At 63.8% G+C, this 19,442-nt stretch carries 15 protein-coding genes and 2 pseudogenes; 6 read left to right on the forward strand and 11 right to left on the reverse strand.

What is annotated here, in order from left to right; translation table 11 throughout:
• The first annotated feature begins 113 nt into the window (after window positions 1-113).
• The gene (gene trhA / locus DNJ95_RS09755) at window positions 114-731 is read left to right on the forward strand and encodes a PAQR family membrane homeostasis protein TrhA (protein WP_131184536.1); all 618 of its coding nucleotides are present in this window, start codon (window positions 114-116) and stop codon (window positions 729-731) included.
• Window positions 732-919: 188 nt separating this feature from the next.
• Here the strand turns inward: trhA and DNJ95_RS19195 are convergent, their stop codons facing one another.
• Window positions 920-1,228 carry a calcium-binding protein gene (locus DNJ95_RS19195; RefSeq protein ID WP_165491575.1) on the reverse strand — a complete coding sequence of 103 codons (309 nt, stop codon included), beginning with the start codon at window positions 1,226-1,228 and terminating at the stop codon, window positions 920-922.
• Window positions 1,229-1,307: 79 nt separating this feature from the next.
• Here DNJ95_RS19195 and DNJ95_RS09765 point away from each other — a divergent pair.
• Window positions 1,308-1,820 (forward strand): annotated as a pseudogene (locus tag DNJ95_RS09765) (IS5 family transposase); the annotation flags it as partial.
• A gap of 98 nt (window positions 1,821-1,918) precedes the next feature.
• On the opposite strand, the pseudogene DNJ95_RS19480 reads toward DNJ95_RS09765, so the two are convergent.
• A pseudogene (locus DNJ95_RS19480) lies at window positions 1,919-2,170 on the reverse strand (glycosyl transferase family 1); the annotation flags it as partial.
• Between DNJ95_RS19480 and DNJ95_RS19485 the strand changes: the two are divergent.
• A complete protein-coding gene (locus DNJ95_RS19485; RefSeq protein ID WP_242671908.1) occupies window positions 2,090-2,374 on the forward strand; it encodes a hypothetical protein in 285 nt (94 codons plus the stop codon). The pseudogene DNJ95_RS19480 and the gene DNJ95_RS19485 sit on opposite strands and share 81 nt — an antisense overlap.
• Window positions 2,375-3,022: 648 nt before the next feature.
• On the opposite strand, the gene DNJ95_RS09775 is transcribed toward DNJ95_RS19485, so the two are convergent.
• Window positions 3,023-4,945: a methyl-accepting chemotaxis protein gene (locus DNJ95_RS09775; RefSeq protein ID WP_131184538.1), complete on the reverse strand. Its 1,923-nt coding sequence runs from the start codon at window positions 4,943-4,945 to the stop codon at window positions 3,023-3,025.
• A gap of 120 nt (window positions 4,946-5,065) precedes the next feature.
• Here DNJ95_RS09775 and DNJ95_RS19200 point away from each other — a divergent pair, with 120 nt between their 5' ends.
• On the forward strand, window positions 5,066-5,233 hold the full coding sequence (locus DNJ95_RS19200; RefSeq protein WP_165491574.1) for a hypothetical protein: 168 nt from the start codon (window positions 5,066-5,068) through the stop codon (window positions 5,231-5,233).
• 187 nt (window positions 5,234-5,420) lie between these two features.
• Here the strand turns inward: DNJ95_RS19200 and DNJ95_RS09780 are convergent, their stop codons facing one another.
• From DNJ95_RS09780 to DNJ95_RS09790, 3 genes are all read right to left on the reverse strand, one after another.
• Complete coding sequence (locus DNJ95_RS09780; protein WP_131184539.1) at window positions 5,421-7,343, reverse strand: methyl-accepting chemotaxis protein; 1,923 nt, start codon at window positions 7,341-7,343, stop codon at window positions 5,421-5,423.
• A 367-nt stretch (window positions 7,344-7,710) separates the two neighbouring features.
• Window positions 7,711-10,773 carry an efflux RND transporter permease subunit gene (locus DNJ95_RS09785; RefSeq protein ID WP_131184540.1) on the reverse strand — a complete coding sequence of 1,021 codons (3,063 nt, stop codon included), beginning with the start codon at window positions 10,771-10,773 and terminating at the stop codon, window positions 7,711-7,713.
• 5 nt (window positions 10,774-10,778) lie between these two features.
• Window positions 10,779-11,879, reverse strand: a complete 1,101-nt coding sequence (locus DNJ95_RS09790) for an efflux RND transporter periplasmic adaptor subunit (protein ID WP_131184541.1) — start codon at window positions 11,877-11,879, stop codon at window positions 10,779-10,781.
• 80 nt (window positions 11,880-11,959) lie between these two features.
• Here DNJ95_RS09790 and DNJ95_RS09795 point away from each other — a divergent pair, with 80 nt between their 5' ends.
• Together DNJ95_RS09795 and DNJ95_RS09800 are read left to right on the forward strand one after the other, a co-directional pair.
• Window positions 11,960-12,637, forward strand: a complete 678-nt coding sequence (locus DNJ95_RS09795) for a TetR/AcrR family transcriptional regulator (protein ID WP_131184542.1) — start codon at window positions 11,960-11,962, stop codon at window positions 12,635-12,637.
• 212 nt (window positions 12,638-12,849) lie between these two features.
• Window positions 12,850-14,418: a GMC family oxidoreductase gene (locus DNJ95_RS09800; RefSeq protein ID WP_131184543.1), complete on the forward strand. Its 1,569-nt coding sequence runs from the start codon at window positions 12,850-12,852 to the stop codon at window positions 14,416-14,418.
• A gap of 195 nt (window positions 14,419-14,613) precedes the next feature.
• On the opposite strand, the gene recJ is transcribed toward DNJ95_RS09800, so the two are convergent.
• From recJ to DNJ95_RS09825, 5 genes are all read right to left on the reverse strand, one after another.
• Window positions 14,614-16,329 (reverse strand): single-stranded-DNA-specific exonuclease RecJ, encoded by a 1,716-nt coding sequence (gene recJ / locus DNJ95_RS09805; RefSeq protein ID WP_131184544.1) that lies wholly within the window; start codon window positions 16,327-16,329, stop codon window positions 14,614-14,616.
• 7 nt (window positions 16,330-16,336) lie between these two features.
• Complete coding sequence (locus DNJ95_RS09810; RefSeq protein ID WP_131184545.1) at window positions 16,337-16,876, reverse strand: YaeQ family protein; 540 nt, start codon at window positions 16,874-16,876, stop codon at window positions 16,337-16,339.
• 369 nt (window positions 16,877-17,245) lie between these two features.
• The gene (locus tag DNJ95_RS09815; RefSeq protein ID WP_131184546.1) at window positions 17,246-17,647 is read right to left on the reverse strand and encodes an ExbD/TolR family protein; all 402 of its coding nucleotides are present in this window, start codon (window positions 17,645-17,647) and stop codon (window positions 17,246-17,248) included.
• Window positions 17,647-18,375: a MotA/TolQ/ExbB proton channel family protein gene (locus tag DNJ95_RS09820; RefSeq protein ID WP_131184547.1), complete on the reverse strand. Its 729-nt coding sequence runs from the start codon at window positions 18,373-18,375 to the stop codon at window positions 17,647-17,649. The genes DNJ95_RS09815 and DNJ95_RS09820 overlap by 1 nt, the downstream gene beginning before the upstream one ends.
• 69 nt (window positions 18,376-18,444) lie before the next feature.
• On the reverse strand, window positions 18,445-19,260 hold the full coding sequence (locus DNJ95_RS09825) for an energy transducer TonB (protein ID WP_131184548.1): 816 nt from the start codon (window positions 19,258-19,260) through the stop codon (window positions 18,445-18,447).
• Window positions 19,261-19,442 lie beyond the last annotated feature (182 nt).

The following is a 19,442-nucleotide window of genomic DNA, read 5'->3' on the forward strand; positions in this document are numbered from 1 at the left end:
TTGCAAAGCCCTTGCGTCCTGCCGGATCGAGCCAATAGGCTGGAAGCGGAAAGTCTTCCCGTCATGGGAGCCTGCCAGACTCGACGGCAGATTCCCGCTGAAAGAGGCACATGATGTACCACGGAGAAAGATTCAACGCCTGGAGCCACCTGGTCGGTGGTGTACTTGCGCTCATCGGCGCGGTCTGGCTGATCGTGCTGGCCGGCCTCGAAGGTGAACCGCTGAAGGTCATCAGCGTCAGCATCTACGGCTTCTGCCTGGTATTGCTGTACAGCATCTCGACCGTCTACCACAGCGTCCGCGGGCGCGCCAAAGTCGTCATGCGCAAAATCGACCACCTTTCCATCTACCTGATGATCGCCGGCAGCTACACCCCCTTCTGCCTGGTGACCCTGCGGGGCGCCTGGGGCTGGTGGCTGTTCGGGATCATCTGGACACTGGCCGCCATCGGCATGCTGCAAGAGATAAAACCACGCTCCGAAGCACGCATTCTCTCGATCGTCATCTACGCGGTCATGGGCTGGATCGTGCTGGTGGCCATCAAGCCGCTGCTGGCGGCCCTTGGCACGGCCGGCTTCGCCTGGCTGGCCACCGGCGGCCTGATGTACACCATCGGCATCCTGTTCTTCGCCTACGACAGCCGCTTCCGCCACTGGCATGGCATCTGGCACCTGTTCGTCATAGCGGGAAGCCTGCTGCACTTCATGGTGATATTGCTTTATGTAGTATGAAGCAGCCGCAAGCTGCAAGAGAGCAGCCAGTCCTTGGCTTATAGTGGCAGCACATCCTGCCCACCCACTATCACCTGACGACGCGCGACTCCCGCCTCAGCAGCCACGGCAAGGCTTGCAGAACGCCATCCGGCACTATGCAAAGGCGCAAGGCAGCGCCATATGCCTGCCTTGCGCCTTTACCCGCCTCACTGCCAATTGGCGGCAATCAGCACATCGAGCTGCGCCCGCAGGTCAGGCGTCATGGCTGACTCCCCTCCGGCGGGAACGGCGAACACCGCCATGGCATCGACCAGCACCTGGACCCGGCTGTCGAGCAGTGTCCGGCCATCGGCAGAACTGAATTCCTCGATCCGCGATGAATCATCGGAATACCAGCCCTTGATCAGGATGGCGTCTTGCGTTCCAGCAAGACTGACGGACAAGTCATTTCCCTCTTGCGCGAACCATAGGTTCTCGACCGCAATATCGTTGCCGAGAAGCAATTGATCCCTCACATCCGGGGACGTAGGGAAACTCTGAGGAAGACTTCCTGATTTTGGCAAACTACCCGGATTCCACCCGCCGAGTTTTCCGATGAAGCAGATGACCTTCGCCGACGCCGAGTACGCCGGCAAGCGCAAGCAGACCCGCCAGGAGTTGTTCCTGATCGAGATGGATCGGGTGGTGCCGTGGAAGGGGTTGATTGCCTTGATCGAGCCGCACAACCCCAAGGGTGAAGGTGGTCGTCCGTCCTACCCACTGATGGCGATGCTGCGTGTTCATCTGATGCAGAACTGGTTTGGCTACAGCGATCCGGCGATGGAAGAAGCGCTGTACGAGACGACCATCCTGCGCCAGTTTGCCGGGCTGAGGCTGGAGCGCATTCCCGACGAAACCACCATCCTCAACTTCCGCCGCCTGCTGGAAAAACATGAGCTGGCAGCCGGTATCCTCGGTGTGATCAATGGCTATTTGGGTGATCGCGGCCTGTCGCTGCGCCAGGGCACCATCGTCGACGCCACGCTGATCCATGCGCCGAGTCCGACCAAGAACAAGGGCGGCAAGTGCGACCCTGAGATACACCAGACCAAGAAGGGCAACCAGTATTGTGTGTCACGAACACAGGTCAAATGACCTGTGATGCTGTACCGAAGATGGATGGTTGCGACGCCATGCAGCGCCAGCGGGAACTCCGGGTCGAAGCCCGCATCCGCACCCTCGGTGCGGTAGTAGTACTCGCAGAAGTGGACCAGCCGGGTTCCGGGGAACACCTGTTTCACATAGAGGCTTTCGCCCCAGCCGGGATGGGCGATGACCAGATCCGGGCTATAGCCCTTGCGCTGTAGATCCAGCAGCAACCGCAGCACCAGTTGGCCATGCAATACGCCTTCTTCGAAGGTGCGGGCATAGGGGTGGGTGGCCCGGGCGCCCCGGCGATGCGGCCGGTAGCGGTGCAAGCGGATACCGGGCAGGCCTGGCGCGTGCTCACGGCCGATGGCGAGTACCTCGACCCCGGGCAGCCGCGCCAGAGGGGTGGCCAGATGGCGGAACTGGCCAGGGAAATTCTGGTGGATAAACAAGACCCTCATGTATTTCCCCTGCTCCTTGTGGTGGCGCTCAGCGCCCCCTATCCCCGTCCACACACTCCGCTCAGGAAATAGTCGATGACCTTGGCGCCCTTCACTTCAGCCAGCCCCGGCGAGACGCCAACGGGTTTGCGTCGAGGCGAATATGCTCATCGCCGAATGGGCGTCAGGTGGCGTATTTGGATGGCGGCGGGAGAAGCCCAGGACGTGGCCCTGGATGACCCCGTACCTGCTGGAACGGAGGGCCCCGACGCTCGGGCCGGGGTGGACGAAGCCCGGGTTGGGCTGGATGGCCAGTCGCCACCCTGCGTGAAGGGTACGAACCAGGATGCGATTGCCCTGGCTTTGCGCGGCCTTGCGGGTGGTGCTCAGCCCATATATCCGGAATCACTGGAGGTCCCGTTAGCACGGACTTGCCGGATTCATTGGCCAAGCGTTCGGGCGCAGCGCCCCGGCATGGCCAGGCCGCTGCCCGGGGCGGTGGAATCCGAATCGTCTTTCATTGTTGCGTCCCCGCAAATAATGGCCACATACCATCAAATGTAAGCGGATAATACATATCCTTCTCACATCCGCATACCTTCAGGGCAGCCGGCCTTCATGGCATTTTGTCGCACGTATGGCGCACTGGCCGGCCCATCCGCCGGCACATGGCCTATACCACCGTGATTCCCCGCCCATCACGAGACCCGGGCGGGGGCATTCCGGGAGCCTATGGCTGCTTCACACCTTGAAGTGGCTCACCATCGTCTGCAGTTCGTTGCCCAGGCGCGCCAGTTCCACGCTGGAGGCGGCGGTTTCCTCGTTGGCGGCGGCGGTCTGTTCGGATACGTCGCGCACGTTCACCACACTGCGGCTGATCTCCTCGGCCACCGAGCTCTGCTCCTCGGCGGCGGTGGCGATCTGTTGGTTCATGCTCTGGATACTCGATACCGTGCGGGTGATGCTGCTCAGCGACTCCCCCGCCTTGCGCGCCAGGGCCACGCTGCTGCCGGTCAATTCGCGGCTGCCGTTCATGATGCCGGCCACCTGCCGGGTGCCCTGCTGCAGGCCGGCGATCAGTGCCTCGATCTCCTCGGTGGACTTCTGCGTACGCTGTGCCAAACCACGCACCTCGTCGGCGACCACGGCGAAGCCACGGCCGGCCTCGCCAGCCCGAGCCGCCTCGATGGCGGCATTCAGCGCCAGCAGGTTGGTCTGCTCGGCCACGGCCTTGATCACGTCCATCACGCTGCCGATCTTGTTGCTTTCCTCCTGCAACGAGGCCATGGCCTCGGTGGAGCGCTCGACTTCCTGCGCCAGCCGCTCGATCTGCCCGATCGCCTCGGCCACCACGCGGTCACCGGCCTGCGCTTGCTCGTCGGCCTGCGAGGCGGCCAGGGAAGCCTGCTCGGCATTGCGAGCCACTTCATTCACAGTAGCGGACATCTCATGCATGGCCGTGGCCACCTGGTCGGTCTCGACTTTCTGGGTATTGGCGCCAGCGCTGGTCTGCCCGGTCACGGCGGACAGTTCCTCGGCGGCACTGGCGATCTGGATCACGCTGCCACGGATGCCACTGATCAGCTCATGCAGGGTAGCCCGCATATGCTGCACGCCCTGTTGCAACACGCCCAGCTCGTCACGCCTGTTCACCTGTACGATTCGGCTCAGGTCGCCCGAGGCGACCCGCTCGACCTCCTGCAACGTGTCGCTCAGGGGCCGGGTGATCTGGCGGGTGATGAACCAGGCAGCGAGTACGCCAAACACCAGGGCCAGCAAGGCAGTGAGCAGTTGCAAGGCATGGGCACGCGAGGCTTCGGCGACACCGGCATCCAGTTGGAACCGGTAGAGCTCATCGCTGTACTTGACGATGTCCTGTCCCTGCTTGGTCAAATCCACACGGGCCAGGGCAACCTCGCTGACAGCCTTGCTGTAACCCGCAATGGCGTCCGTGTAACGGCCGAAAGCCTCCCCCAGGACGTTCAGTTCCTGGTCATGGTCGGCACCGAGGCGTTCCCTCAGCGACGCGAAAACCCGGCTGGTGCTCTCGATCTGGCTGGCCACGGCACGCTCCTGCTCTGCCGAAGGCGCATTGACATAGGCCTGCACCTGATAACGTAGCAGTAGAAACCCTTCGACCGCCTCGGCAATGACCTGCAACTGCCCGGAGCGCTGGCTTTCGTATTCTGGCAGGGCCCGAACCGCTCCCCGTATCCGGGCCAGGGTATCTCCGCTCAGGCTCGCGCTCTCAGCCATGCCGGCCAGCGCCCGTTGGCCGGCACGATAGCCCTCGCGCATGAGCGCGAACGATCGCAGGTACTCTTCAGTGACCTCTCCCTGGGCCTTCAGCAGGCGGACGTTCTCCGGATTCCTGAAGACCCTCTGCGTCTCCTGCTGCTGGCGCATGAAGTTCTCGAAGGCTGCCTGGGCCGTATCACCGACCTTGTCGTCACCATTGGCCAGCATGTACTGCAGGCGCGTGATGCGCAGCCCGGTCAGGGTGTTGTTCAGATGGGTGATATCGCTCATCCAGTGACTACGCTGGGTAAGGCTGTTCAGCCCCATCCATCCCACCAGCGCCAGGGCGCTCGTCAACAACAGCACCACACCAAAGCCCAGGCCGAGCTTGCGAGTCACACTGATATTCCGCAACCAGGTGTTCATCCCTACCCCCAACAAAAAACGAAAGATTGAAACGCCGCAAGCAATTCTTCTTACTCGATCCCTGCGTACAGGGCATGCCAACTATCGGCTGAATCAGCCATACATTAAACGAAAAGCGCATTGACCCTGATCAGTCTTCATGTTGCCGCAAAAATAAAAATCGTAAACTCAATAAAAATTGAAATTTTCAATTTATTGATTTTGCAAGATGGCATATGGACAGCAGAAATGGCGGGCAGCGAATGCTTGCCGTTGCGTGCGTATCGGCAGCACAGGGGGCGATCATGATTGGCGCAACGGCTGCGCTACAAGAGTGCCAGTCGCAACGGCCATTCCCCTGGAACGGGGGAGTGCTTCATGGAAAGCACGGGAGGCGGGATCGCCGGGAGGAGCGCCGCGAGCCGGATTTTGGCTCGCGGCGGTTTGCCAGGGTGGCGGGCGATGACCGGCTGACCGGCATGCGACCGCCCGGAGCTTACACCTTGAAGTGGCTCACCATCATTTGCAGCTCATTGCCCAGCCGCGCCAACTCGACGCTGGAAGCGGCGGTTTCCTCGTTGGCGGCAGCGGTCTGCTCGGATACATCCCGGACGCTGACCACGCTGCGGCTGATCTCCTCGGCCACCGAGCTCTGTTCCTCGGCGGCAGCGGCGATCTGCTGATTCATGGCCTGGATATTCGACACGGTCCGGGTGATGCCCCCCAGCGACTCGCCCGCCTCACGCGCCAGCACGACGCTACTGGCGGTCAGGTCGCGACTGCTGCTCATGATGGTGGCAACCTGCTGGGTCACCTGTTGCAACCCCAGGATCAGCGCCTCGATCTCCTCGGTGGACTTCTGCGTGCGCTGCGCCAGGCCGCGCACTTCGTCGGCGACCACGGCAAAACCACGACCGGCCTCACCGGCCCGAGCCGCCTCGATGGCGGCGTTCAGCGCCAGCAGGTTGGTCTGCTCGGCCACCGTCTTGATCACATCCATCACGCTGCCGATCTTGTTGCTTTCCTCCTGCAGGGAAACCATGGCCTCGCTGGAGCGATCGACCTCTCCGGACAGCCGCTCTATCTGGGCAATGGCCTGGGTCACCACCTGGTCGCCCTGTCGCGCCTGCCCGTCCGCCGCCGTGGCGGCCTGGGATGCCTCTTCGGCATTGCGTGCCACCTCATGCACGGTTGCCGACATCTCGTTCATCGCGGTGGCGACCTGGTCGGTCTCGATTTTCTGGGTATTGGCCCCGGCGCTGGTCTGCTCCGTCACCGCGGAAAGCTGCTCGGCGGCGCTGGCGATCTGGATGACACTGTCACGAATCCTGGAAATCAGGTCGTTGAGCGTCACATTCATGCGCTGCACGCCACTCTGCAACACGCCTATCTCGTCGCGGCGGGTGACGCGCATATCGTGGGTCAGGTCGCCTGCGGCGACACGCTCCACGGCTTCCAGTGTCTCCCGCAGCGGCAGGGTGATCTGGCGAATGATCAGCCAGGCCGCACCAATACCGAACAACAGTGCCAGAAAGGTAGTGATCAACTGGACGTTACGGGTCGACTCGATGGTGTTGTCGCGCGAATCGACCTGGAACCGGTACAACTGCTGGCTGAGTTCGACGATCTGTTCGGCCAGGTCGACCATGGCGGCGTTGGCCGTGGCGATCTCGGCATTCACCGTCTTGAGTTGCACGATGAAACCCCGATAGGTTTCGAATTCCCTCTCGATCTGTGCGAGGTCATCGTTGCGCTCTGGCGCGAATACCTCGTTGAGTCGGCCGAGAGCCGCGGCGGCAACCTCCAGTTGGGCGGCGACCAGTTGCTCATTCTCGGCAGATGCCTCGGCAATATACCCACGCACCTGGAAGCGCAGCCTCAATAACTCGTCATTGAGTCGCGAGAGCGCGTCGAAACGCTCGAAACGCTGCTCTTCGGTCATCGCAGCGCGCCTTACCAGACCTACGAGATTGCGCTGCCGCTCGCTGATGCGATCGGCACTGGCGCCCATGTCGGCACGCGCCCTGCGCTCCAGCGTATAGGCCCCACGCATTTTCTCCAGCAGCTCGCCGTAATTACGGGTCAGTTCGCTCTGCTTGTCGAGCATGGCCAGGTTGCCCGGGTCACGGGAAGACTCGATTATTTTCTGCTGTTCCTGCTCGTACACCCTCAATGCACTCTGCACCTTGGCAGCAAGATCGTCATCACCATCGGACAATATGTAGTTCAAGCGAGCGATGCGCATATCGGTCAGCGCGTCATTCAGCTCGGTGATACCGGTCATCCTGTCCCCACGCTGGATCAGGCCGGACAAGCTGCTCCAGCCAACCCCGGAAATAATGCAGGTCAGCAACAGAACCAGACCAAACCCCAAAACCAACTTCCAGGTGACGCTGACATTACTGAACCAGTTGTTCATTGACTCTCCCCCCACTCAGGGCGACGTAATGCTGGACGACACTCCTTATTCATAACCAGCCGGATGAATTACCCATAGCGGCATTTAGCCAGGCAACTGAAGCGAAAACCTCCGGCAAAGCGTAACCGCAATTGTCCGCCCCCCCTGTGAGCGCGCGCGGGCGAAGCGTCCACGATGGAAATGAGCACCCACCTGGACAGCGGGACGAAAGGAGCGCTGGAGGCTGAACGGAAACGGGGCATTCGTGCTTTTCGTCCAGCACTCCAGCCTTCAGCGCTTTTATCGAAACGCCATGCCGCCGGTTAACCGCATGGTGCGACTTCTCTGAACGGAGAGGTGGCGAATGGACAGGTGCCTTGGAAAAACTCTATCCCGCAGGATCTTTCTCCACGCCGAACCAGGCGGCATAGAGCGCAGGCAGGAACAGCAGGGTCAGCGCCGTGGCCACCACCAGCCCGCCCATGATCGCCACGGCCATCGGGCCGAAGAACAGGCTGCGCGACAGCGGGATCATCGCCAGCACGGCGGCCAGTGCCGTCAGCACGATCGGGCGGAAACGCCGCACGGTGGCGTCGATGATGGCATCGAAACGCTCGTGCCCGGCGCGGATGTCCTGTTCGATCTGGTCGACCAGGATCACCGAGTTACGCATGATCATGCCCGACAGGGCAATGGTACCGAGCATGGCGACAAAGCCGAACGGCTGGCGGAACACCAGCAGGAACAGGACGACGCCGATCAGCCCCAGGGGCGCGGTGAGGAACACCAGCAACGATCGGGAGATACTCTTCAGTTGCAGCATCAGCAGGCTCAGCACCACGATCACCAGCAGCGGCATACCGGCCAGGACCGAGGCCTGGCCGCGGGAGGCGTCTTCCACCGTACCGCCGGTTTCCAGCAGGTAGCCGTCGGGCAGTTGCGCACGGATCGCCTCCAGCGTCGGTAGTACCTGGGCGGTCAGGGTCGCCGGCTGCTCGCTGCCGTAGATATCGGCACGCACGGTCACCGTCGGCAGGCGGTTGCGGTGCCAGATCACCCCTTCCTCGAAGCCGTACTCCAGGGTCGCCACCTGGGCCAGCGGCACGCTGCGCCCAGCCGCTGTGGGGATGGCCAGGCTCGGCAGCATCGACAGCTCATGGCGCTCGCGTTCGGAGCCGCGCAGCAGCACCTCGATCAGTTCGTTGTCCTCGCGGAACTGGCTGACCGTGGCGCCACTGAAAGTCCGCTGCAGGAAGCCGGCGATATCCGCCGTGCTCAGGCCCAGGGCGCGGGCGCGGTCCTGGTCGACCTCCAGTCGCACCACCTTGCTCGGCTCCTGCCAGTCGAGGTTGACGTTGGCCAGCAGCGGATTCTCGCGCATCTTCAGCGCAACCTGGCGCGCCAGTTGGCGCACCACGTCGATATGCTCGCCGGTCACGCGAAACTGTACCGGGTAGCCGACCGGAGGACCGTTTTCCAGCCGAGTGACACGCCCGAGCAGGGTCGGGAAATCCTCCTCCAGGCGTTCGATCAGCCAGTCGCGCAGCGCCTCGCGATCCTCCACCGTCTTTGCCAGTACCACCACCTGGGCAAAGCTGGTCGCCGGCAATTGCTGGTCCAGCGGCAGGTAGAAACGCGGAGAGCCGGTGCCGACATAGGCCACATAGTTGTCGATGCCGACCTTGTCCTCGAGCAGCTTCTCCAGCCGCAGCACTTCGGCTTCGGTGGCCTTCAGCGATACGCCCTCGGCCAGTTTCAAGTCGACCATCAGTTCCAGCCGCCCGGAGACCGGGAAGAATTGCTGCGGCACCAGCCGGAACAGCCCGATGGAGGCGATGAACAGCACCAGGGTCGCCAGGATCACAGTCTTGCGATAGTGCACGCAGACGCGGATGAGCGCACGAATCCGCCGGTACATCGGTGTGTCATAGGGATCGCCCTGCCCCTCCTCGCGGGCATGCCGCCTGGCCAGGTCGGGCAACAGGCGCTCGCCGAGCAGGGGAACGAACATCACGGCGGCGACCCAGGAGGCCAGCAGGGCGATGGTCACCACCTGGAAGATGGAACGGGTGTATTCGCCGGTGCTCGACTGCGCGGTAGCGATCGGCAGGAAACCCGCCGCGGTGATCAGTGTCCCCGTCAGCATCGGGAAGGCCGTGCTGGTCCAGGCGAAACTGGCCGCCCTGAGTCGGTCGTAGCCCTGCTCCATCTTGATCGCCATCATCTCCACCGCGATGATCGCATCGTCCACCAGCAACCCCAGCGCCAGCACCAGCGCCCCCAGGGAAATCTTGTGCAGGCCGATGTCGAGGTAGTGCATGACGGCAAAGGTCATCGCCAGCACCAGCGGGATCGACAGCGCCACCACCAGCCCGGTGCGCACGCCCAGCGAAAAGAAGCTCACCAGCAGCACCACCGCCAGCGCCTCGATCAGCACCCGCACGAATTCGCCGACGCCAGCCTTGACCGCTGCCGGCTGGTCGGAAACCTTGCCCAGCCGCATGCCCGTCGGCAACTGCTGCTGCAAGCGGGCGAACTCGGCTTCCAGCGCCTCGCCGAGCCGCAGGATGTCGCCACCTGCCTTCATCGACACCGCCAGCCCGATCGCGGGCTCGCCCATGAAGCGCATGCGCGGCGCAGGCGGATCGCTGAAGCCACGCCGCACCTCGGCCACATCGCCGAGGCGGAAGGTACGCCCCGCCACGCGGATCGGGAACGCGCGGATCTGCTCGACCGTCTCGAAGTTGCCGCTGACACGCAACTGCACACGATCGGTCGGGGTTTCCACGAAACCGGCGAAGGACATCGCATTCTGCGCCTGCAAGGCCTCCTGCACCGCCTGCAGCGGCACCCCCAGGGTCGCCAGCTTGACATTGGACAGGTCGACCCAGATCTTCTCGTCCTGCAGGCCGATGAGTTCCACCTTGCCGACGCTCGCCACCCGCTGCAACTGCAACTGGATACGGTCGGCGTAATCCTTGAGCACCGCGTAGTCGAAACCCTCGCCGCTCAAGGCATAGATATTGCCGAAGGTGGTGCCGAACTCATCATTGAAGAACGGCCCCTGCACGTCGGGCGGCAGGGTATGGCGAATGTCGCCGATTTTCTTGCGCAACTGGTACCAGAGTTCGGGAATCTCGTCCGAATGCATGGAATCGCGCGCCATGAAGGTCACGGTCGACTCGCCGGGACGCGAGAAAGACACGATGCGCTCGTATTCTCCCGTTTCCATCAGCTTCTTCTCGATGCGCTCGGTGACCTGGCGCGCCACCTGCTCGGCGGTCGCGCCCGGCCAGTAGGCCTGCACCAGCATGGCCTTGAAGGTGAACGGCGGGTCCTCGCTCTGCCCCAGCTTGCCGTAGGACAGCACCCCCAGAACCGCTACCAGCGCCATGATGAAAACGACGATCTGCCGGTTGTGCAGAGCCCAGGCCGAGAGGTTGAAACGCATTGGGCTCACTCCTGGACAAGGCTGACGGGGCGATTGTCGCGGCTGATCGGGCGCACCGCCTGCCCTTCGTGCAGCAGTTGCACGCCCGCCAGCACCACCCAGTCCCGTTCGCCCAGGCCATCGAGCACCGGCACCACGCTTTCGCCATAGCGCCCGGTGCTGACCTCGACCCGCTCCAGCGTACTGTCGGCCTGCACCCGCCAGACGTAGGCGCGTCCCCGCTCGGCACTCAGGGCCGACAAGGGAACCGTCAGTTGCGCCTGCGCCTGGTTGTCGATCGTCACCAGCGCGCTCTGCCCCAGTTCGACAGCAACCTCGGGAGCCTCGAAGGCGACCCGCGCCGAATAGGTACGCGTCTGCGCATCGGCGACCGGCGACAGCTCGCGGATACTCCCGGCAAAGCGCGCACCCGGCTGCGACCACAATTCGACCGTCACCGGCCGGCCAACGCGATAACGCTGCAAGGCCTGCTCCGGCAGGTTGATCGCCACCTCACGCTCACCATCGGCGGCCAGCACGAAAGCCGTCTGCCCGGCTGCCAGCACTTGCCCGACCTCGACCCTGCGCTCGGCAATCACCCCATCGCGAGTGGCGCGCAGCACCGCATAATCGACCTGATTGCTGGCCACCTCCAGCTCGGCAGAGAGCTGCCGCAACTGCGCCGCTGCGGCCTGGTAGGCGTTCTCGGCGCTGTCGTACTGGGATTTGCTGACCAACTGCCGACCCAGCAGGGTGCGGTAGCGTTCGTACTCGGCACGCGCCACCCGCTGGTTGGCCTCGGCGGCGGCCACCTGGGCACGCACAGCGTCGAGCTGCAGGCGCACGTCCTGCGGGTCCAGGCGGGCCAGGGGCTGCTCCTTGCTGACGCGATCGCCCGACTCGACCAGGCGCTCGACCACCTTGCCGCCGATGCGAAACGCCAGCTCCGGTTCATAGCGCGCATGCACCTCGCCCGGATAGCGCTCCTGCGCTTCGCTGGAAGCCGACGGCTGCACCACCATCACCGGCTTGGCGCCACTCTGCCGGGGTGGCTCCCCGCCACAGGCCAGCAACCCCGACAGGGCGAATAGGCTGATACCGGCAAAACGCAAGGTATTTCGGAACACGATGGCGCTCTCTCTGTCGCTGAGGGTCGTATACTGCCGAGCATATTAGAAATAGCGAACCGACCAGTCCAGTATTAAAAATGATCCTACCTGAAAGACCCAGCGGCCCAGGCCGCCCCAAGGACCCGGCCAAACGGCAGGCGATACTGCAGGCGGCCCAGGCGTTGTTCCTCGGCAACGGCTACGAGGGCAGCAGCATGGAGGCCATCGCCAGCGAGGCCGGCGTCTCCAAGCTGACGCTGTACAGTCACTTCAAGGACAAGGAAAGCCTGTTCAATGCCGCCGTGCAGAGCATCTGCAACGCCAGCCTGCCCTCCAGCCTGTTCCAGCTCGACGACAGCCTGGCCGCAACAGCCGCCAGCGCCGCGCTGGTCCTGGTTCGACAGCGGCTTCAGGAAATCGGTCTGGCCCTGCATCAACTGGTCAGCAGTCCGGAATCCATCGGCCTGCACCGGGTGATGGCGTCCATGTCCACGGCGAACTCGCAACTGCCCCGGTTGTTCATCGAAGCCGGCCCGCAACGCCTGCTGGACGACCTGCAACGACTGTTCGGGCAACTCAGCCACTTCAGGTTGCTGGAAATCGAGCAGCCACAGCGCGCCGCCGAACACTTCTGCGTACTGATCAAGGGCATCGCCCATTTCTACCAACTGATCGGCTATGCCCCGGCGCTGGATGCCCCGCAGGCGGAAAGCCATGTCGCGGACGTCGTGGCGCTGTTTATGCGGGCCTATCAGGCCGCTGAAAAACCCGCCTGAGGCAGCCAGAGCAAAGCGGAGTAACGGCCGAAGGCTGGCCCAGGGCGAACGCAGTGAGTCGAAAGCGGCGTTCACGAGCGGTAGGTGAGCATGGCTCGCTTCGCTCGTCCCTTCGAGGCCGCACCGGAGTGCGTTAGCCGCAGATGCCGTCTACGCTCTAAGGAGTGAAGTGAATCGACAGCAGGGCTCCTATTCCGCCTGAGGATACGCATATGACGACCTACAAGCATGACGACGATTCGGTGGTAGTGATCGTCGGTTCCGGCGCCGGCGGCGGTACCCTGGCCAACGAGCTGTGCCAGAAAGGCATCCCGGTGGTATTGCTGGAAGCCGGCGCGAGGCAAAGCCAGGCCACCTTCATCAACGACGAATGGCCCTCCTTCAATCAGTTGTCCTGGAACGACATCCGCACCAGCACAGGCACCTGGCGCATCGCCAGGGACTTCCCCAACCTTCCGGCATGGATCTGCAAGGCTGTCGGCGGCACCACCACCCACTGGGCCGGCGCCAGCCTGCGCATCCAGGAACATGAATTCCATGCCCGCGAAACCTATGGCGAGTTGCCGGATACCCACCTGCTGGACTGGCCACTGACCCTCGCCGAGCTGGAACCCTACTATGCGCGCGCCGAAGACAAGATGAGCGTGACCCGCACCGGCAGGCGGACCGGCCTGCCCGGCAACAACAACTTCAAGGTGATGCACGCCGGCGCGCGGAAGCTCGGCTACAGGTACTGTTCCACCGGGCCCATGGCGATCGACAGCAAGTCACACGACGACAGCCCGCCACACCAGCAACTGGACGCCGGTTGCCAGGACGGCAAGATAGGCGCGAAATGGTCGACGCTCTGCAACGAGATTCCCGCCGCCGAAGCCACCGGGCACCTGGAATTGCGTGCCGAAGCCCATGTGCTGCGCATCGAGCATGATGCCAGGGGCCACGCCAGTGGGGTGGTCTACGCCGATGCCAAAGGCCACCTGCAGTGCCAGAAAGCCCGGGTGGTGGCTATCGCCGGCAATGCCATAGAAACGCCACGCCTCCTCCTCAACTCGGCGTCGGCATTATTCCCCCACGGCCTCGGTAATGGCTCCGGGATGGTCGGCAAGTACTACATGCGCCACACCACCGGCTCGGTATTCGCGGAATTCGACGATCCGGTGCACTTCTACCGCGGCACCATCATGGCCGGCATCATCAGCGACGAGAGCCGCAACGACCCATCGCGCGGCTTCGTCGGCGGCTACGAGATGGAAACCATCTCCCTCGGCCTGCCGTTCATGGCGGCCTTCTTCAACCCGGGTGCCTGGGGCCGCGACTTCAGCCGGGTGATGGACAGCTACACGCACCTGGCCGGTATGTGGCTGGTCGGCGAGGACATGCCGCGCGACAGCAACCGCATTACCCTCAATGAAAATATCAGGGACGCCTTCGGCATGCCGGTGGCCAACGTGCACTACGATGACCACCCCAACGATGTGGCGATGCGCGAGCACGCCTTCCGCCAGGGTGAGGCGCTGTATCGTGCCGTCGGCGCGAAGAATACCCACCGCCTCCCACCCTATCCCTCGACCCATAACCTCGGCACCTGTCGCATGAGCGCCAGGGAGGCCGATGGCGTGGTCAACAAGTACGGGCAAAGCCATGAATTGCCCAACCTGTTCATTTCCGATGGCAGCCAGTTCACCACCAGCGCCGCGGAAAACCCGACCCTGACCATCGTCGGCCTGGCGATCCGCCAGGCCGAGTTCATTGCCGAATCACTGAGAACCCGCACCATCTGAAAGCGGCGCGCGGCACCGGCGAAGCTCCCGGCTCCTTACCGATAACGGCCCCCGGCGCAACCAGGCGCAGGTGGCCCCGATAAAGGCGACGGGGGCTGGACGCAAGGCACGGCGGTATCCCGCTTTGCCTGCGGCCTGCCACTGCCCAACGCTCTTTTCGGCTCTTTCTGCCTTACCCGTGCCTGTAACTGGCCCTCAACGCGCGGCGATATGGCTCACCAGCAATTGCAGGCTTTCACGGCCACGGTATTCGTTGACATCCAGTCGGTAGACCAGCTCGACCCGGTGCGCCGAGTCGTTCGGCCACTGCTGGCGGTCGATATTGAAGGCGATGGCGTCGATGGACAGCGTGCCGCATTCGCTGCGCAGCACCATCTTCAGGTGCTTCTCGCCGACCAGGCGCTGCTGTTGCAACTGGAACACCCCATGGAAGCACGGCTCGGGGAAGTGCTGCCCCCAGGGGCCGGCCAGGCGCAGGGTACGCGCCAGCTCCAGGTGGAACTCCTCGATACCGAGCGGGCCATCGGTGAGCAGGCGGCCAGCCAGGTCGTCCTCGCTCAACTGGCGCCGCACCTCGGCATCGAAGGCCCTGGCGAAGGTTTCGAAATGCGCCCGCGGCAATGACAGTCCGGCGGCCATGGCGTGCCCGCCGAACTTGCTGATCAACCCCGGCTGGCCCGCCGCCACCGCATCCAGCGCATCACGGATATGAAAGCCTGGAATCGAGCGCGCCGAGCCCTTCAACATGCCCTCGCCAGCATCGGCGAAGGCGATGGTAGGTCGGTGGTAGCGCTCCTTCAGGCGCGAGGCCAGGATGCCGATCACGCCCTGGTGCCAGTCGGCCTCGAACAGGCACAGGCCGAACGGCAGGTCCGCCTCCGGCAGGTCCTTGAGCTGGGCCAGCGCTTCGCGCTGCATGCCCTGCTCGATCGCCTTGCGGTCCTGGTTGAGCTGGTCCAGTTGCACCGCCATGTCCCGTGCCAGCGCTTCGTCATCGCACAACAGGCATTCGATACCGAGCGCCATGTCGTCCAGACGCCCGGCCGCGTTCAGCCGGGGGCCGATGATGAAGCCAAGGTCGGTGGAAGTGATGCGCCGGTGATCGCGCCCGGCCACTTCGAGAATCGCCTTCAACCCCGGTCGCGCATGGCCGGCGCGGATACGCGCCAGCCCCTGCTGGACGAGGATTCGGTTGTTCGCATCCAGTGGCACCACGTCGGCCACGCTGCCCAGCGCCACCAGATCGAGCAACTCGCCAAGGTTCGGCACGCTCCAGCCATTGCGGGCGAACCAGCCGCACTCGCGCAGGCGCGCGCGCAGGGCCAGCAGCACATAGAAGATCACCCCGACCCCGGCGATGCATTTGCTGGGAAACACGCAACCCGGCTGGTTCGGATTGACGATGGCATCCGCCTCGGGCAACTGCGGCCCGGGCAGGTGGTGATCGGTCACCAACACCTTGAGGCCCGCCGCCCGCGCGACCGCCACGCCCTCGACGCTGGAAATGCCGTTATCCACGGTCACCAGCAGGTCCGGATGGCGCTGCAGCGCCACGGCGACGATCTCCGGGGTCAGGCCATAGCCATATTCGAAGCGGTTGGGCACCAGGTAGTCGACGTGCGCCGCACCCATCAGGCGCAGGCCGAGCACGCCGACCGTACTGGCGGTGGCGCCATCGGCATCGAAGTCGCCGACGATCAGGATGCGCTGGCGCCGCTCCAGCGCCTCCAGCAGCAGCTCGACGGCTTGCTCGCAGCCCTTGAGCAGGGCGGGCGGCAGCAGGCGCGCCAGGCTCTTGTCCAGCTCCTCGGCCTGGCTCACGCCGCGCGCGGCATAAAGGCGGGTCAACAGCGGCGGCAGGTCGCCAAGGTCAGGCAGGTGTTGCGGCAAAGGGCGGGCTTCGATGCGCATGGGCGTTTCAACGGCTCCCGGCCAGCCAGCTCAGGGGGATCTCATGCTGCCCTCGCTCATCGGTGACGAACAGTTCGCCATCGCTGATCATCACGCTCCAGCTCAAGGAGCGTGGCAGGTCGCGGGCCAGGCTGCTCAGCGCCTCCTGCTCGATACCCACCACGTTCAGGTTGCCCAGGTTGCGCACCGTGTCGAGCACCCTGCCCTGCCAGACGCGCAGGTTGCCATAGGCGACCAGGCTGAACTTCTCGGTGCGCCGCGAGCACCAGGTCATACGCTCGGCGTCCGGTTGCCCGACTTCGATCCAGTGCAGCACGCGGCCATCCAGGCTCTTTTCCCATAATGCCGGCTCGTCGACATCCGACAGGCCACGGCCGAACGCCAGTTGCTCGTGATAGAACAGCGCATAGGCGATCAGGCGGGCCACCATGCGCTCCTCGGTTTCCGAAGGGTGCCGGGCCACCGTGAAACGCAGGCTTTCATAAACATTGCGATCGATATCGGTCAGGTTCAGTTCGACTTTATAGGGAGTGGCTTGCAGTGCCATGGCTGGGGCTGACTCGAATGGGAAAAGGCCGGCAGTCTACCCCCAGCGCCAGCGACTCGCAAAAAACACCGGGGGGGCGCCGGTTGTGCGGCGGCGAAACGGGGCAATCGCATGAACGCTCACTTGCGCTCCAGGGCAGGCATACGCCCTGCTTCAGAGAGCGAGACAGTGCGACTGGATTGGCAATCGAGTGTGCGCTTCATCGTAGGCCACTGGCGGGACAGGGCCTTCGCACAGGGCACAGGGACGATGATTCCGAGATCACGCTGTACGATCCTCAAGCCAGACACACCAAGACATGCCTCCAAAAGCGAATGGGCCCAGGGTCTTGCGACCCTGGGCCCATCCAGTCCTGGCGGGAACCTCGGCTCAGCGTGCGGTGATGACCGCCAGCTTGGTGATACCGGCCCGTTCGATGGCCGCCATGGCGCGTGCCACTTCGCCGTAGTTGACGCCATCATCGGCCTGCAACTGCACCCGCACCTCGGGGTCGTCCGCCCTGGCCTGGGCCAGGTTGGATTCGAGCAGGTCGGGCTGGATCTCGTCCTTGCCGATGAACAGCTTGCCTTCGGCATCGATGCTCACCACCAGCGGGTCCTTCTGGTCCGGCGGCGCGACAGCCTCGGTCTTCGGCAGGTTGATCGGAATCGCATTGGTCAGCAACGGCGCGGTGACGATGAACACCACCAGCAGTACCAGCATCACGTCGACCAGCGGCGTGACGTTGATCTCGCTGAGAACCTCATCGCTGTCCTGGGTGGAAAATGCCATCAGATCGCTTCCTTCACGGCCTGTGCCGTGCCTTGGCTGGGTGCACGCTTGCTACCCGGATGCAGGATCAGCTTGAAGTGGCTCTTCTGCGCCAGGCTGTAGAAGTCATGGGCGAAATCGTCGAGATCGGCGGCGGTCAGCTTCAGGCGGCGCAGGAAGTAGTTGTAGACCAGCACGGCGGGCACCGCGACCGCGATACCGACACCGGTGGCCACCAGCGCGGCGCCGATGGGGCCGGCGACGGTTTCCAGGCTGGCATTGCCCGCGGCGCTGATGCCCTTGAGCGCTTCCATGATGCCCCAGACCGTACCGAACAGGCCGATGAAAGGCGAAGTCGAACCGATCGAGGCGACCACCGCCAGGCCCGACTCGAGGGAGCGGCGCTCACGCTGGATCTGCTGGCGCAGGGCGCGCTCCAGGCGATCCTGATGGTTGATGGTATGGGCCAGGTCCGGCTGCTGGCTGCTTTCACCGACCTGGATGGCGGCGAAACCGGCCTGGGCCACCTGGGCCGCGGCACCGGCGCTGTCCTGCACCTGCTCGGCCGCCGAATCCAGGCTGGTGGCCGACCAGAAGGTTTTCAGGAACCTGCGGTCCTGGCGCTTGAGGCGGTTGAACTGGATGGTCTTGATCAGCGCAAGCCCCCAGGTGACCACGGAAAAGCCGATCAGCAGCCAGATGACCGCGTGTTCGACCGATTGGAAGGGAGAGTCCACTAACAGATTCATGGTGCGTTCCTATTCGTAAGCCAAGGCGTTTAGTTCGTCGGGCACAGCCCATTCTTTTTCAGTCGATGATCAGTTCAGTCGGAAATCCAGCGGCACGGTGACCCAGCCATCCTGGGCGACATCGCCGCGCTTGGCCGGCACGAAGCTCCAGCGCTTGACCGCCCGCACGGCGGCGTCATCCAGGACGCTGCGGCCACTGCTCTGCTGCACCTGGATGTCGCTCGGGCGGCCATTGGCAAGCACGTGCACGCGCAGCAGTACCGTGCCTTCCCAACCCCGGCGCTGCGCCAGCGACGGGTATTCCGGCGCCGGGTTCTTCAGGTAACCGGCACTGGCCGACGGTGGCGTGACCGGGGCCGGAGCGGGCGGGGCCGGAGGCGCGGGTGGTGCGGGTGTTGGCGCGGGCGGAGCGGCCTCGACCGGCTTGGGTTCGGGCTGCGGAACCGGTTTCGGCGCCGGCTTGGGTTTGGGCTTGGGTACCGGCTTGGGTGGTGGCGGCTTGACCGCAAGTTCTTCCACCACTGGCGGCGGAGGCTCTTCCACCACAGGCTCCGGAATCGGCTCTGGAGGCGGCGGCTCCACCACCGGCGGTGCCGCACTGGTGAACTCGATGGTCATCGGTGGAATCTGTGGCGGCACCTCCGGCAGTACCGCTTCCGGACGCTGGGCCAGCCAGTAGATGACGGCGCCATGCACCGTCAGCGCGAACAGCCCCAGCAGGATCGCCTCGCGGCGGCTGAGTACCGACCCGCCGCTGCTCGGCACATGCCGCTGCAAACCGAGTGCCTGCCGCACCGTAGTGCCCAGATCGCGCAACTCGCCCGGCTTGCGTGCATCACGCCACAGCGCATCGACAAGGTTATCGGCTTTTAGGACATTGCCCATGGGAACTCCCGAATTACTCATTGAACCTGCTCCATGCATACCTGAGCCGTGCCGATGGAAAAGGCCGGAGCACACGATGGAGAGGTGCGAATGATCGGGCGCACCCTTTATTCCGCAAAGGAACTTTTAACGATCAACAAATAACCAAAAGAAATATATATTTCATAAGTTATTGATAAATA

This window comes from Stutzerimonas kirkiae, assembly GCF_004327335.1.
Classification (GTDB): domain Bacteria; phylum Pseudomonadota; class Gammaproteobacteria; order Pseudomonadales; family Pseudomonadaceae; genus Stutzerimonas; species Stutzerimonas kirkiae.

What these genes read in the sequence shown, in the direction of transcription:
- DNJ95_RS09785 (WP_131184540.1), bottom strand. Translation starts at nt 10,773, where the DNA reads ATGCGTTTCAACCTCTCGGCCTGGGCTCTGCACAACCGGCAGATCGTC.
- recJ (WP_131184544.1), bottom strand. Translation starts at nt 16,329, where the DNA reads ATGCGCATCGAAGCCCGCCCTTTGCCGCAACACCTGCCTGACCTTGGC.
- DNJ95_RS09795 (WP_131184542.1), top strand. Translation starts at nt 11,960, where the DNA reads ATGATCCTACCTGAAAGACCCAGCGGCCCAGGCCGCCCCAAGGACCCG.
- DNJ95_RS19485 (WP_242671908.1), top strand. Translation starts at nt 2,090, where the DNA reads ATGCAATACGCCTTCTTCGAAGGTGCGGGCATAGGGGTGGGTGGCCCG.
- DNJ95_RS09810 (WP_131184545.1), bottom strand. Translation starts at nt 16,876, where the DNA reads ATGGCACTGCAAGCCACTCCCTATAAAGTCGAACTGAACCTGACCGAT.
- DNJ95_RS09815 (WP_131184546.1), bottom strand. Translation starts at nt 17,647, where the DNA reads ATGGCATTTTCCACCCAGGACAGCGATGAGGTTCTCAGCGAGATCAAC.
- DNJ95_RS09780 (WP_131184539.1), bottom strand. Translation starts at nt 7,343, where the DNA reads ATGAACAACTGGTTCAGTAATGTCAGCGTCACCTGGAAGTTGGTTTTG.
- DNJ95_RS09800 (WP_131184543.1), top strand. Translation starts at nt 12,850, where the DNA reads ATGACGACCTACAAGCATGACGACGATTCGGTGGTAGTGATCGTCGGT.
- DNJ95_RS09820 (WP_131184547.1), bottom strand. Translation starts at nt 18,375, where the DNA reads ATGAATCTGTTAGTGGACTCTCCCTTCCAATCGGTCGAACACGCGGTC.
- DNJ95_RS09825 (WP_131184548.1), bottom strand. Translation starts at nt 19,260, where the DNA reads ATGGGCAATGTCCTAAAAGCCGATAACCTTGTCGATGCGCTGTGGCGT.
- DNJ95_RS09775 (WP_131184538.1), bottom strand. Translation starts at nt 4,945, where the DNA reads ATGAACACCTGGTTGCGGAATATCAGTGTGACTCGCAAGCTCGGCCTG.
- trhA (WP_131184536.1), top strand. Translation starts at nt 114, where the DNA reads ATGTACCACGGAGAAAGATTCAACGCCTGGAGCCACCTGGTCGGTGGT.